This window comes from Stenotrophomonas sp. Y-13, assembly GCF_046267925.1.
Classification (GTDB): Bacteria; Pseudomonadota; Gammaproteobacteria; order Xanthomonadales; family Xanthomonadaceae; genus Stenotrophomonas; species Stenotrophomonas acidaminiphila_A.
On record NZ_CP176501.1, the window covers coordinates 1,029,182 to 1,043,247 of the forward strand.

The 14,066-nt window shown below is 70.6% G+C and carries 12 protein-coding genes and 1 pseudogene; 9 read left to right on the plus strand and 4 right to left on the minus strand.

Annotation, left to right across the window (positions count from 1 at the left end; genetic code table 11):
- Positions 1-67: 67 nt before the first annotated feature.
- Positions 68-709 (plus strand): hypothetical protein, encoded by a 642-nt coding sequence (locus ACJ7VY_RS04565; protein WP_409476445.1) that lies wholly within the window; start codon positions 68-70, stop codon positions 707-709.
- Positions 710-742: 33 nt separating this feature from the next.
- On the opposite strand, the gene ACJ7VY_RS04570 is transcribed toward ACJ7VY_RS04565, so the two are convergent.
- Together ACJ7VY_RS04570 and ACJ7VY_RS04575 are read right to left on the minus strand one after the other, a co-directional pair.
- Positions 743-1,573: a DUF3011 domain-containing protein gene (locus ACJ7VY_RS04570; RefSeq protein WP_321990465.1), complete on the minus strand. Its 831-nt coding sequence runs from the start codon at positions 1,571-1,573 to the stop codon at positions 743-745.
- Positions 1,574-1,717: 144 nt separating this feature from the next.
- A pseudogene (locus ACJ7VY_RS04575) lies at positions 1,718-1,948 on the minus strand (DUF3011 domain-containing protein); the annotation flags it as partial.
- Between the two features lie 158 nt (positions 1,949-2,106).
- Here ACJ7VY_RS04575 and aspS point away from each other — a divergent pair.
- Positions 2,107-3,864, plus strand: a complete 1,758-nt coding sequence (aspS, locus tag ACJ7VY_RS04580) for an aspartate--tRNA ligase (RefSeq protein ID WP_409476446.1) — start codon at positions 2,107-2,109, stop codon at positions 3,862-3,864.
- Positions 3,865-3,871: 7 nt separating this feature from the next.
- On the plus strand, positions 3,872-4,396 hold the full coding sequence (locus ACJ7VY_RS04585; protein WP_409476447.1) for a GNAT family N-acetyltransferase: 525 nt from the start codon (positions 3,872-3,874) through the stop codon (positions 4,394-4,396).
- Between the two features lie 20 nt (positions 4,397-4,416).
- Here ACJ7VY_RS04585 and ACJ7VY_RS04590 read toward each other — a convergent pair whose 3' ends face one another.
- Together ACJ7VY_RS04590 and ACJ7VY_RS04595 are read right to left on the minus strand one after the other, a co-directional pair.
- Positions 4,417-5,424, minus strand: a complete 1,008-nt coding sequence (locus ACJ7VY_RS04590) for a FecR family protein (protein WP_409476448.1) — start codon at positions 5,422-5,424, stop codon at positions 4,417-4,419.
- The gene (locus ACJ7VY_RS04595) at positions 5,421-5,948 is read right to left on the minus strand and encodes an RNA polymerase sigma factor (protein WP_161615672.1); all 528 of its coding nucleotides are present in this window, start codon (positions 5,946-5,948) and stop codon (positions 5,421-5,423) included. Before ACJ7VY_RS04595 ends, ACJ7VY_RS04590 begins: the two co-directional genes overlap by 4 nt.
- Positions 5,949-6,108: 160 nt before the next feature.
- On the opposite strand from ACJ7VY_RS04595, the gene ACJ7VY_RS04600 reads away from it, so the two are divergent.
- From ACJ7VY_RS04600 to ACJ7VY_RS04625, 6 genes are all read left to right on the plus strand, one after another.
- Positions 6,109-9,198, plus strand: coding sequence for a TonB-dependent receptor domain-containing protein (locus ACJ7VY_RS04600; protein WP_409476449.1), 3,090 nt, complete (start codon positions 6,109-6,111; stop codon positions 9,196-9,198).
- 101 nt (positions 9,199-9,299) lie between these two features.
- Entirely contained in the window at positions 9,300-9,950 is a 651-nt protein-coding gene (locus ACJ7VY_RS04605) for an alpha/beta hydrolase (protein ID WP_312344441.1), read from the plus strand.
- A 66-nt stretch (positions 9,951-10,016) separates the two neighbouring features.
- Complete coding sequence (locus tag ACJ7VY_RS04610; RefSeq protein WP_409476450.1) at positions 10,017-10,763, plus strand: YebC/PmpR family DNA-binding transcriptional regulator; 747 nt, start codon at positions 10,017-10,019, stop codon at positions 10,761-10,763.
- A gap of 78 nt (positions 10,764-10,841) precedes the next feature.
- A complete protein-coding gene (ruvC, locus tag ACJ7VY_RS04615) occupies positions 10,842-11,363 on the plus strand; it encodes a crossover junction endodeoxyribonuclease RuvC (RefSeq protein ID WP_104938282.1) in 522 nt (173 codons plus the stop codon).
- A 73-nt stretch (positions 11,364-11,436) separates the two neighbouring features.
- Complete coding sequence (gene ruvA, locus ACJ7VY_RS04620) at positions 11,437-12,024, plus strand: Holliday junction branch migration protein RuvA (RefSeq protein ID WP_104938283.1); 588 nt, start codon at positions 11,437-11,439, stop codon at positions 12,022-12,024.
- A gap of 37 nt (positions 12,025-12,061) precedes the next feature.
- A complete protein-coding gene (locus ACJ7VY_RS04625; protein ID WP_312344436.1) occupies positions 12,062-13,978 on the plus strand; it encodes a potassium transporter Kup in 1,917 nt (638 codons plus the stop codon).
- Positions 13,979-14,066 lie beyond the last annotated feature (88 nt).

Below are 14,066 nucleotides of genomic sequence, written 5' to 3' on the forward strand. Positions count from 1 at the left end.
GCCCCGCCGCCGCGCCGGGCGGCCGCCACGGCTTGCCGCCGCCGGAGGCAACGGCTAGGGTCGGGGCATGAAGCGCTCTTTTCCTGCAGCCCTGCTGCCGCTGTTGCTCGTCCCGGTCGCGTCGATGGCGGCGTCGGCCGCGCCCGCCGCCGACACCGGCGCCGCCGGGTTCCTGGCTGCGCTGGCGCAGCATTGCGGGCAGGCGTTCGCCGGCCGCGTGGTGGCCAACCGGCCGGCAAGCGCCACGCCCGATCCCTTCGAAGGCCAGGCCCTGGTGATGCACGTGCGCGGGTGCGACGCACCGGCGCAGGAGCTGCGGGTGCCGTTCCATGTCGGTGAGGACCGGTCGCGGACCTGGGTGCTGACCCGCGTCGGCGATCGCCTGCGGCTCAAGCACGACCACCGCCATGCCGATGGCAGCCCGGACAAGGTCACCCTCTACGGCGGCGATACCCGTGAGCCGGGTACCGCGCTGCGGCAGGCGTTCCCGGTGGACGCCGCGTCCGTGGCGCTGTTCGGGCGCGAGGGCCTGGCCGGGTCGCTGCGCAACACCTGGGCGATGGAAATCGAGCCGGGGCGGCGCTTCCTGTATGAACTTTCGCGGCCGGACGGGCGCCTGTTCCAGGTCGAGTTCGACCTCACCCGGCCGCTGCCGGCGCCGCCGCCACCGTGGGGCGCCGCGGCCGCCGCCACGGAAAAGGGCGCCTGACCGGCGCCCTTCGTTCCGATCCGATGGCGGCCCTCAGCGTGCGCCGAAGCGCGCGCGGCAGCCGCCGTTCACCCAAACGCTGTTGCCGTTGTAGCCCCAGTTGCGGCCTTCCACGCACTGGGTCCGGGACAGCTGCTGGATCAGTACCGGACGGCCCTGGCGACGCTCCCAGGCGCAGGAACGCATGCGGTTGTCCTCGCTGCTGCACTCGATGCTGTAGTTGGAGCCGCCCCAGTTGCCACCGTTGCCACCGCCCCAGCCGCCACCGCGGCCCTCGGCGAACTCGGCGCGGCAGCCGTCGCTGACCCACACCGCGCCATTGCTGCTGCCCCAGCTGTGGCCTTCGATGCACTGCGACTTTGACAACTGCCGCACCAGCGTGGCGCGGCGCCAGTCGGTGCGGCACACGCGCTGGCGGTTGTCGTTGCTCTCGCAGCGGATGGTCTGGCCGTTGCCGGCATTGCCACCGCCCCAGCCGCCACCCCAGTTGCCGCCACGGCCTTCGGCGAACTCGGCGCGGCAGCCATTGTCGACCCACACGCTGCCGTTGCCGCTGCCCCAGTTGCGGCCTTCCACGCACTGGGTATTGGACAGCTGGCGCACCAGCACCGCGCCGCGCCAGCCGGTGTTGCACACCCGCTGGCGGTTGTCGTTGCTCTCGCAGCGGATGGTCTGGCCGTTGCCGGCATTGCCACCGCCCCAGCCGCCACCCCAGTTGCCGCCACGGCCTTCGGCGAACTCGGCGCGGCAGCCATTGTCGACCCACACGCTGCCGTTGCCGCTGCCCCAGTTGCGGCCTTCCACGCACTGGGTATTGGACAGCTGGCGCACCAGCACCGCGCCGCGCCAGCCGGTGTTGCACACGCGCTGGCGGTTGTCGTTGCTCTCGCAGCGGATGGTGTCGCCGTTGCCGCCCCAGTTGCCGTTGCCGCCGCCGTTGCTCCAGCCACCGCGGCCCGGGCCGAAGTCGGCGCGGCAGCCATTGCCGACCCATACCGTGCCGTCGCGGCTGCCCCAGTTCTGCCCCTCGATGCAGCGGGTGCTGGACAGCTGGCGCACGATGATGGCGTCGCGCCAGCCCGTATTGCAGACCTGCTGGCGGTTGTTGATGCTCTCGCAGCGCACCGCCGCCACGGTGCCCGGGCCGTTGCCATAGGGCGATTGCGCGGCGGCGCCGGGGGCGAGCAGGGCACCCGGCAGGAGGGCGGTGAGTCCGGCGAGCAGCAGCGGGCGGTTCATGGCGGCGTCCCTGTTCAGGTTTGGATGGGCGAACTATAGGAAGAGTCTGGCTTAAGCGGGCGTGACTGCGGCGCGGATTTGCTCCGCTCGCCGGCCGGCCGCAAAATAGCCGGCTCGCCGGCACCCTCCCGCGCCGGTATTCCCCTGCGGAGCTTTCCATGCGTACCCACTTCTGCGGCCTGGTCGACGAGACCCTGATCGGCCAAACCGTGACCCTTGCCGGCTGGACCGACGTTGCCCGCAACCAGGGCGGCGTGTGCTTCATCGATCTGCGCGACCACGAGGGCATCGTGCAGGTGACGGTGGAGATCGACAACGCCGAGGTGTTCGCGGTGGCCGCATCGCTGGGCTACGAAGACGTGCTGCAGGTCGAAGGCGTCGTGCGTGCCCGCCACGCGGTCAACGACAAGATGCGCACTGGCAGGGTGGAAGTGATCGCCAGCCGCATCACCGTGCTCAACAAGGCCGCGCCGCTGCCGTTCCACGCCCACGAGAACCCGGGCGAGGACACCCGCCTGAAGTACCGCTACCTGGATCTGCGCCGTCCGGAGATGCAGCGCATGCAGCGCACCCGCATCAAGCTGGTGCAGGCGCTGCGCCGGCACCTGGACGCGCGCGGCTTCCAGGACATCGAGACCCCGATCCTGACCAAGGCCACCCCGGAAGGCGCGCGCGACTTCCTGGTGCCGGCACGCATGCACCCGGGCGAGTTCTACGCGCTGCCGCAGAGCCCGCAGCTGTTCAAGCAGATCCTGATGGTGGCCGGCTTCGACCGCTACTACCAGATCGCGCGCTGCTTCCGCGACGAAGCGCTGCGCGCCGACCGCCAGCTGGAATTCACCCAGCTGGACATGGAGTTCGCCTTCGTGCGCGAGCGCGACGTGCAGGACTTCGTCGAGGACATGATCCGTTCGATCTTCAAGGAAGTGGTCGACGTCGAGCTCGACGCGCAGTTCCCGCGCATGACCTGGGCCGAGGCGATGCGCCGCTACGGCTCGGACAAGCCGGACCTGCGCATCGACCTGGAACTGGTCGACGTGGCCGCGCTGGTCAAGGACAGCGGGTTCGCGGTGTTCACCGCCGCGGCCAACGACGCCGACGGCCGCGTGGCCGCGCTGCGCATCCCCGGCGGCGCAGCGCTGAGCCGCAAGCAGATCGACGAGTACGCCGCGCACGCCGCCAAGTACGGCGCCAAGGGCCTGGCCTACATCAAGATCGCCGACAACGGCGAGGTCAGCTCGCCGATCCAGAAGTTCTTCAGCGATGACGCCTTCGCCGCGCTGCTCAAGCATGTCGGCGCCGGCAACGGCGACATCGTGTTCTTCGGCGCCGGTGGCTACAACAAGGTGTCCGACTTCATGGGCGCGCTGCGGCTGAAGGCCGGCAAGGACTTCGGCAGGGTCGCCGAGGGCTGGCGCCCGCTGTGGGTCACCGATTTCCCGATGTTCGAATGGGATGACGAGGAGCAGCGCTACGTCGCCCTGCATCACCCCTTCACCGCGCCGGCGGTGGACGACGTCGCCGACCTGCGCGCCAATGCCCGCACCGCGGTGTCGCGCGGCTACGACATGGTGCTCAACGGCAACGAGATCGGCGGCGGTTCGATCCGCATCCACCGCCCGGAGATGCAGAGCGCGGTGTTCGAACTGCTCGGCATCGGCGCCGAGGAAGCGCGCGCCAAGTTCGGCTTCCTGCTGGACGCGCTGAACTACGGCGCGCCGCCGCACGGTGGCATCGCTTTCGGCATCGACCGCATCGCCGCGCTGATGGCCGGCACCGAGTCGATCCGCGACGTGATCCCGTTCCCGAAGACCACCGGCGCGCAGTGCCTGATGACCGACGCGCCGTCGCCGATCGCCGACGCGCAGCTGGCCGAAGTGCACGTGCAGGTGCGTCCGCAGCCGGCCAAGGGCTGAGCGGCCGATGGCCGGCGTCATCCGTCGCGCATCGCCCGACGACGCCGGCGTGCTGTGCGCGCTGGCCGAGCGTACCTTCGTGGAGACGTTCGGCCACCTGTACCCGCCGCAGGACCTGGCCGATTACCTGGCCAACGCCTATCCGCCGGAGCTGCAGCGCCGCCAGCTGCAGTCGGGCGATTACGCCGCCTGGCTGCTGGAGGTGGGCGGCGAACCGGTCGGCTTCGCCTTCGCCGGCCCCTGCGGCCTGCCACATGCCGATGCCCGTCCCGGCGACGGCGAGCTCAAGCGTTTGTACGTGCTCCGCGGCCACCAGGGCGGCGGCTGGGGCGGCAAGCTGTTCGCGGCGGCCGAGCAATGGCTGCTGGGCGCCGGCCCGCGCACGCTGTGGATCGGGGTGTGGTCGGAGAACTTCGGTGCGCAGCGCTTCTACGCCCGCCACGGCTTCGACAAGGTCGGCGAGTACGACTTCCCGGTCGGCCGCACCCGCGACCGCGAGTTCATCCTGCGCCGTCCCGCGCCCGGCGCGTGATCCCGTAGCCCGGTGCCCGCTCAGCGGGCCTTGCCGAGCACATGCGCGCCGTCGGCGGTGTGGTGTTCGGGAATGCCGTAGACCTCGCCCAGCGCCTGGATGAAACCCTCCACGTCCTCGCCGCGGAACACGCCGCTGACGCGGTAGGACGCCAGTCCCGGATCGGCCAGCAGCACCGGTTTGAAGCTGTAGCGGCCGAACTCGGCCACCGCTTCCGGCAGCGGCGTGTCGTTGAACACCAGCCGCCCGGACAGCCAGCCCGGCGCCGAGCCCGCCGCCACCGCCGCGTCCGTCACCTGCAGGCGCTGCGCGGCCATGCGCGCGCGCTGTCCCGGGACCAGCACGCCCAGCCGCGTGGCCGGGTGCGCGGCGCCGTCGCCTCCACGCAACTCGACGCTGCCCTCGTACAGGGTCACGTCGGCGGCCGCGCCGAGCCGCGAGACCTCGAACTGGGTGCCCAGTGCGCGCACGCTGCCGGCGGCCGTCTGCACCACGAACGGGCGTTCGCTGTCGCGTGCCACGCGGAAAAACGCGCGGCCACCGTCCAGCCGCACCGAACGACCGCGCGGGTCATAGCGCACCTGCACCCGCGTGTCCGCGTCCAGGTCCACGCGGGTGCCGTCCTCGAGCTGCAGCGAACGGCGCTCGCCGATGGCGGTGCGGTAGCTGCTTTCGACAGCGCGCGGCGGCAGCAGCAGGGCCGCCAGGCCGGCGGCGCAGGCCAGCACCAGCGCCGCTGCCGCGGCGACCGGCCAGCGCCGCCGGCGCGGCGCGCGGCGCGCGGCCATGCGCGGGCGCGGCATCCGCACCGCGAGCTCGGGTGCGGTGGCGAACTCGCCCAGCGACGACCACAACGCCTCGATGCGGCCATACGCGCTGCGGTGCACCGGGTCGGCGTGCAGCCATTGCTGCCAGGCCTGGCGGTCGCGCTCGCTGGCGTCGTCGGCACGCATGCGGACGAACCAGGCGGTCGCCTGTTGCTCCACGAGGTTGCTGCCGTCGTGGGCGGAAGTGTCCGGTCTGCTCATGTGTCCGCCAGTCGCGACTGCAGGTGCAGCAGTGCGCGCATCATGTGTTTTTCCACCGCGCTCACGCTCACCTGCAGTTGCAGCGCGATGGCGGCATAGGTCATGCCTTCGTAGCGCTGCAGCAGGAATACCTCGCGGCAGCGCGGTGGCAGTTCGTCCAGCGCCGACAGGAACTGCTGCAGCCGCTCCCTGCCTGCGTAGACGTGATACCCGGCCGGCTCCTCACTGGGCAGCTCGTGCACGGTGGCATCGAGTGGCTCGTGCTGCCCGGCGTGGTGGCTGCGGTCGCGGCGGAAGCGGTCGCGCAGCAGGTTGGAGGCGATGCGCAGCACGTAGGCCTCGGCGTTGTCCACCCGCGTCGGCGAGCGCGCCAGGCGGATCAGCGCCTCCTGCGCCAGGTCCTCGGCATCGGCATCGTGCTGCAGATGGCGGCGGAAGTAGCGCAGCAGCATGGGACGGAAGTGGCGGACATGGTCCGGCTCCCAGCGCATGGCCAGTACCTGGTCTGCGGTGAACGGCGGCATCGCGAAGGAACCCCGGGCGGATGACCCGCCGACGGTAAGCGCTGGCGCGGCACCCGCGCAACCGTGCGGTGGCCGGGTGAGGTATGCGCATCGCGCTGCGTCTGCGGAGAGGGGAGCCTGGCACAGGCCGCCATCCGACATCGCTTGGGGGAAACCATAGATGAGAAATACCGCACGGGCGTCGAACCGCCCCGGCCGCACCATCGTCGCCAGCGCGCTGGCCACGGCACTGGGCCTCTCGCTGCTGGGCATGGCGCCGGCCTCCTTCGCGCAGCCGGCGGCCACGCACCAGTTCGCCGTCGCCAGCCAGCCGCTGGGCGACGCGCTCAACCGCCTGGCCGAAACCGCCGGCGTGCAGATCATGGTGCCGCCGGACCTGGTCCGCGGCCACACCGCGCCGGCGCTGAGCGGCCAGTACACCGTGCAGCAGGCACTGGACCGGTTGCTGGCCGGGACCGGGCTGGTCCACCGCAGCACCCGCGGGGGCGTGATCACGCTCGTGCGCGCGCCGGCACCCGCCGCGCCGCCGCGGCCGTGGCCGCCGGCCGCGGCGGCCGCGGCGGCCAAGCCCGCCGACACCCAGGAACTGGCGGCGGTGCAGGTCACCGGCTCGCGGATCAAGCGCGCCGAGGTGGAAGGCCCTTCGCCGGTGATGGTGATCTCGGCCCAGCAGATCGAGAACGAAGGCCACGCCACCGTGTTCGAGGCGCTGGAAACCCTGGTCATGGCCGGCGGCGCGGTGGAGACGGAGCTGTCCGGGGGCTTTTCCGCCAACGCGCACCCGCTCAACCTGCGCGGCCTCGGGCCGGGACGCTCGCTGTTGCTGATCGATGGCCGTCGTGCCGCCGACTATCCGTTTCCCTACGGTGGCCGCAGCAACTTCCAGAACTTCGGCAACATCCCTTCCGGCGCGGTCGAGCGCATCGAGGTGCTGGCCGGCGGCGCATCCGCCATCTACGGTGCCGATGCCGTGTCCGGCGTGGTCAACGTGGTGCTCAAGCGGGGCTACGAGGGCGACGTCTTCAAGCTGCGCGGCGGTACCAGCACGATGGGCGGCCGCGATCGCGCCGACCTGCAGTGGACCGGTGGTCGCAGCGGCGACGACTGGAGCGTGACCTACGCATTGCAGTACTACGAACAGGAGCTGCTCTATGGCTTCCAGCGCGACGATTGGGACCTGCGCCGGAATCCGGCGGCGGATCCGCGCATCGGCCCCGAGCCGACGTCCATGCTGCGCATCCGCCGCGGTGGCACCAGCAGCAGCAACCCGCTGATCGCGCTGCCGGACGGAACCTGCCAGAAGTGGGGCGGCGAGTTCCTCGACTGGACCTACCGCCGCATCAGCAGTGGCAACGTGCAGACGCTGGGCAACGCGTGCGGCAGCTGGAACGACGAGCGCTACGTGCACCTGAGCAAGGGCAAGGAGGAGGCCGCCGCCTATGTGTTCGGCACCTACGATTTCAACAGCGCGCTGCAGGGCTGGGCGTCGCTGCAGGTGTGGGATTCCAGGGCCGAATCGCTGGGCGGCTTCGAGAGCATCACCGGGCCGCACACCGACGGCGTGGGGCGCCGTGGTGACTTCTACGATCCGCGGTTCGGCAGCGTGATCGCGCCGACCCGTTATCTGTCGCCGGTGGACCTGGGCGGCGTGGCGGCGATGAACCAGCACTACAAGGAGCGTTCGGTGGACCTGGCCATCGGCCTGCGCGGGCGCCTGGCCGAACGCTTCGACTGGGACGCCACCCTGAGCCGCGCCGAGTACGACTTCGAGCGCACCCGCCGGCGCATGGTCGGCAACCTGGTCAACGACTTCTTCTTCGGCCCGCAACTGGGCACCACGTCCAAGGGCGTGCCGATCCACCAGCTGAACCTGGAGCGCTGGCTGCGACCGCTGACACCGGACGAATATGCCTCGATTTCCACCCTGGCCCGCTACGAGGCCCGGTCGTGGGTGAGCACCGGCAGCTTCGTGCTCACCGGCGACCTGTTCCCGCTGCCGGCGGGGCCGCTGGGGATGGCGGTCGTGCTGGAGGCCAGCCGCCAGGGCTACGACCTGGACAGCGACCCACGGGTGCAGCCCGGCGTGGTGCAGCTGTACAACCTGACCGGGACCAACGGCGGTGGCGAGCGCGACCGCTACGCCGCCGGCGTCGAGTTCAGCATCCCCATCGTGGACACGCTGAAGGCGAGCCTGGCCGGCCGCTTCGACAAGTACGACGACATCACCGACGTCAACGACGCCAAGACCTGGAATGCCGGGCTGGAGTGGCGCCCGTTCGACGCGTTGCTGGTGCGCGCCAGCCACGCCACCAGCTTCAAGGCGCCGGACATGCACTGGGTGTTCAGCGAGGGCAGCGGCAGTTACGGCAACAGCGTCGATCCGTGGCGCTGCATCGCCGGCGGCGCCAACCCGGGATGCTCGGGCTACAGCTATTCCATGTTCTCGGTCACCCGCGGTGATCCGGCCCTGGAGGAAGAAACCGGCAAGTCGTGGAGCGCCGGCTTCGTGTGGGACATCGCCGACGGCCTGTCGGTCAACGCCGACTACTGGAACATCGAGTTGAACGGCGCGCTCGAGCGTCTTTCCAACGCCGCCATCCTCGAGGGCGAGGCCGGTTGCCGCACCGGGCGCAAGCTCAACGGCCGGCCCTTCGACTTCGCCGCCGACTCGGGCTACTGCCAGCTGATCACCAGCCTGGTCACGCGCACCCCGGAGGAGGGCCAGGCGATCGGCCGCGTCACCGAGATCCGCTCGCTGCCGATCAACCAGTCGTACCGGCGCGTGGCCGGCATCGACGCCGGGGTCAACTGGCGCCTGCAGACGGCGCGGCTGGGGCGCTACAACCTGCGCCTGAACTGGTCGCACACGCTGGCATCCGAACGCCAGGTGCAGGCCACCGACCCGGTCCAGGAGGACTGGCGCGACGACCCGGACAACCTGGATTTCCGCAGCCGCATCACCACCGGCGTGGACTGGCGGCTGGGCGACTGGTCGGCCGGCGTGTTCGGTACCCGCTACGGCAGCCTGCCCAAGTACGGCGGAGTAGGCCGCACCGGCGTGCACTTCCTGTGGAATGCCAACGTCGGCCGGCAGATCACCGACAAGGCGGCGCTGAAGCTGTACGTCAACAACGTGTTCAACAGCCTGCACCCGCACGACGAGACCAACAGCAGCTTCCCGTACTTCTACGAGGTCTACAGCCCGGTGGGCCGGGAGGTGGCGGTGCAGTTCGAGTACCGGCTGCACTGAGGCGGCGCCGTGCGCGGAGCGCCCCGTGCCGGGGTGTTCCGCGCACCATGCGTCGATGCGGGGTGATGACGTCCGCCGCAGCGATGCGGGACACTGGCGGCATGAGTACCGTGTCCGCAGACAAGTCCCGCGTGATCGTGCTGCACGGCATCTGGAACGCGCGGGCGTGGGTGGGGCCGCTGGCCTGGCGGCTGCGCGCGCGCGGGTTCCAGGTTGGCGTGTTCGGCTATCCCAGCGTGTTCGGCGGGCCCGACGTGGCGGTGCCGTCGCTGATCGAGCGGTTGCGCGGGCAGGGCCCGGTGTCGCTGGTCGGCCACAGCCTCGGCGGGCTGGTCGCACTCGAAGCGCTGCGCCGGGCGCCCGAACTGGACGTGCCGCGGGTGGTCTGCGTGGGCTCGCCGCTGTGTGGCAGCGAAACCGCGCGGGCGCTGGCCGGGCATGGCTGGGCGGTGGCGCTGGGACGCAGCGGCGGCCTGTTGCAGCACGGCCTGCCGGCCTGGCACGGGCGGGCGCAGGTCGGGCTGGTGGCCGGCAGCGTGCCGCATGGGCTGGGGGCGCTGATGGGCGCGCTGCACGGCGATTCCGACGGCACCGTGGCGCTGGCCGAAACCCGCCTGCCGGGCCTGGCCGACCACTGCGTGGTGGCGGCGAGCCACAGCGGGCTGGTGCTGTCGCCGCAGGTGGCGGCGCTGGTCGCCGCGTTCCTGCGCCATGGGCGCTTCGGCGCGGCCGCCGGGCAGCGGGCGGCCTGACGGGGCGGCCTGCGGGGATCGGGTAGAATCCGCCTCTTGTTCCCTACAGATGTACGGTAGATCCCCATGGGTAGAGGTCCCTCCATCGAAGCCCGCAAGAACGCGTCGGACGCGAAGCGCGGCAAGATTTTCACCAAGATCATCCGCGAGATCGGCGTGGCCGCGCGCGGCGGTGGAGGCGACCCCAACAACAACCCGCGGCTGCGCGTGGCCATGGACAAGGGCCTGGCCGCGAACATGTCCAAGGACGTGATCGAACGCGCCATCAAGAAGTCCACCGGCGAGCTGGAAGGCGTCGAGTACGAGGAAGTACGCTACGAGGGCTACGCCCCGGGCGGCGTGGCGGTCATCGTCGACTGCCTCACCGACAACCGCGTCCGCACCGTGGCCGACGTGCGCCATGCGTTTTCCAAGTGCGGCGGCAACATGGGCACCGAAGGCTCGGTGGCGTTCATGTTCAAGCGCCTGGGCGTGCTGACCTACGCGCCGGACGCCGGCGATGCAGCCGCGTTTGAAAGCCGCATCACCGAGGCGGCCATCGACGCTGGCGCCGACGATATCGTCGTGTACCCGGACGACGGCTCGATCGACGTGGTCACCGCGCCGGAGAATTTCCAGCAGGTGAAGGCGGCGATGGAGGCGGCCGGGCTGGCGCCCGACCACGCCGAGATCACCTTCCGCGCCGACAACGACATCGCCGTGGCCGGCGATACCGCGCTGCAGGTGAAGAAGCTGCTGGACATGCTCGAGGACCTGGACGACGTGCAGGACGTGTACTCCAACGTCGACCAGGCCGGGCTGGAGCGGGCCTGACGGCGCGCCCGCGTCCCGTCACGTGAGACGGCGGCCGGCGAAGATGGCCGCCGTTTCCTCCTTCCGGCCGCCATGGCAATGACCCGCATCCTCGGCATCGACCCCGGCTCGCAGCGCACCGGCATCGGCATCATCGAAATCGATGCCGGCGGCCGCGCGCGCCATGTCCACCACCAGCCGCTGGTACTGCTGGGCGCGGCCGATTTCGCCCAGCGCCTGAAGCGGCTGGTGCACGGGGTGCATGCGCTGATCGACGAGTACCGGCCACAGGAAGTGGCCATCGAAAGGGTGTTCATGGCCAAGAACGCCGATTCGGCGCTCAAGCTCGGCCAGGCGCGCGGCGCGGCGCTGTGCGCGGTGGTGCTGCGCGACCTGCCGGTCAGCGAGTACGCTGCCACCGAGATCAAGCTGGCGGTGGTGGGCCGCGGCGGTGCCGAGAAACAGCAGGTGCAGCACATGGTGGGGTTGATGCTGGGCCTGCAGGGCAGGTTGCAGGCCGACGCCGCCGACGCGCTGGCCGTGGCCATCACCCATGCGCACGTGCGCGCCACGGCCGGACGGCTGGGCGTGGACGTGCGCTCTGCCTGGAGTCGCAAATGACGGTTTTTGTTGGCCATGCTGGTGCATGCCGCGGGCTCCGGCCCCGGGCCCCCGGTTCGCGGAGGGCGTTGCCGTGATCGGTCGCCTGCGTGGCATCCTGGCGCACAAGGCCCCGCCGTGGCTGGTGATCGACGTGGGCGGCGTCGGCTATGAGCTGGAGGCGCCGATGAGCACCTTCTACGACCTGCCCGACATCGGCCGCGAGGTGGTGCTGTTCACCCACTACGCGCAGAAGGAGGACAGCGTGTCGCTGTACGGCTTCCTGCGCGAGGGCGAGCGGCGCCTGTTCCGCGACGTGCAGAAGGTCACCGGCATCGGCGCGAAGATCGCGCTGGCGGTGCTGTCCGGTGCCAGCGTGGATGAGTTCGGCCGGCTGATCCAGGCCGGTGACATCACCGCGCTGACCCGCATTCCCGGCATCGGCAAGAAGACCGCCGAGCGCATGATCGTGGAACTGCGCGACAAGGCCGCCGACTTTGCTGGTGGCGGTGCGCCGGTGGCCGGGCCGCTGGCCACCGACCCGGTGTCCGAGGCGACCGTGGCCCTGCAGCAGCTGGGCTACAAGCCGGCCGAGGCGGCGAAGATGGCGCGCGACGCGGCAACCGACGGCGACGATGTCGCCATGGTGATCCGCAAGGCGCTGCAATCGGCGCTGCGCTGACCCCACTCCCCTTCATTACCGGGCGACCGAAACCACCATGTCCCACGCTGCTTCCCAGCCCGCCACCCCGGGCCACCCCGGCAAGCCCGGCACCGCCGCCGGCCTGGCGCTGATCGTCGGCGCCATCGGCGTCGTGTTCGGCGACATCGGCACCAGCCCGCTGTACACGCTCAAGGAGGCGTTCTCGCCGCACTACGGGCTCAGCAGCGACCACGACACCGTGCTGGGCGTGCTGTCGCTGGCGTTCTGGGCGCTGATCATGGTGGTCACGCTCAAGTACGTGACCATCATCATGCGCGCCGACAACGATGGCGAGGGCGGCATCATGGCGCTGATGGCGCTGGCCCAGCGCACCCTGCGCAACGGCTCGCGCTCGGCCTACGTGGTCGGCATCCTCGGCATCTTCGGTGCCTCGCTGTTCTTCGGCGACGGCGTGATCACCCCGGCGATCTCGGTGCTGGGCGCGGTCGAGGGCCTGGAGGTGGCCGCGCCGGGGCTTGGCCGGTTCGTGGTGCCGATCGCCCTTGTGGTGCTGGCCGTCCTGTTCGCCGCGCAGCGCTTCGGCACCGAGAAGGTGGGCAAGGTGTTCGGCCCGGTGATGCTGACCTGGTTCCTGGCGCTGGCCGCGGTCGGCATCTGGAACGTGATCGCCGCGCCCGAAGTGCTCAAGGCGTTCAATCCGTGGTGGGCGGTGCGCTTCTTCCTGGAGCACGGCTGGCACGGCGTGTTCATCCTCGGCGCGGTGGTGCTGGCGGTGACCGGTGGCGAGGCGCTGTATGCGGACATGGGCCACTTCGGCGCGCCGCCGATCCGCCACGCCTGGTATTTCTTCGTGCTGCCGTGCCTGATGCTGAACTACCTGGGGCAGGGCGCGCTGGTGCTGCAGCGGCCGGACGCGGTGGCCAACCCGTTCTTCGAGGCGGTGCCGGAGTGGGCGCTGTACCCGATGATCATCCTGGCGACCATGGCCGCGGTGATCGCCAGCCAGTCGGTGATCACCGGCGCGTTCTCGGTCGCGCGCCAGGCCATGCAGCTGGGTTACATCCCGCGCATGCGCATCCTGCATACCTCGCACGACACCATCGGCCAGATCTACATCCCCGGCATCAACTGGGGGCTGGCGCTGATGGTATTCGGGCTGGTGCTGGCGTTCCGCAGCTCCAGCAACCTGGCCGTGGCCTACGGCATCTCGGTCTCCGGGACGATGCTGATCGACACCCTGCTGCTGGCGCTGGTGGCGCGCACCCTGTGGCCGCGCGCGCGCCATGGCATCGTCGCGCTGTGCGCGGTGTTCTTCGTCATCGACCTGGGCTTCGTCGTCGCCAATGGCGCCAAGCTGATGCAGGGCGCCTGGTTCCCGGTGGTGCTGGGCATCGCGCTGTTCACCATGATGCGCACCTGGCGCCGCGGCCGCGAACTGCTGCGCGACGAGGTACGCAAGGACGGCATCCGCATCGACAGCTTCCTGCCCGGGCTGATGCTGGCGCCGCCGGTTCGGGTGCCGGGCACGGCGGTGTTCCTGACCGCCGACCCGACCGTGGTGCCGCACGCGCTGATGCACAACCTCAAGCACAACAAGGTGCTGCACGAGCGCAACGTGTTCCTGCACGTGGAGACCCTGCCGGTGCCGTACGCGGCGGCCGGCCAGCGGCTGAAGATCGAGCCGGTCGGCGACGAGTTCTACCGCATCCAGGTCCGTTTCGGCTTCATGGAGACACCGGACGTGCCGTTGGCGCTGATGCGCTCGTGCGACCACGGCGGGGTCTACTTCGACCCGATGGACACGACCTTCTTCGCCAGCCGCGAGACCATCGTCGCCACCGCCAACCGCGGCATGCCGGTATGGCGCGACAAGCTGTTCGCCTTCATGCACCGCAACGCCGCCCCGGCCAGCAACTTCTTCCGCATCCCCGGCAACCGGCTGGTGGAACTGGGCGCGCAGGTGGAGATCTGATGGGCGCGCGGCCTGCGGCCAGGGCCCGGAAAACACGGGCAGTCCTGGCCGCTTGTGCCTACAATCGCCGTTGATGAACATGCCCGAA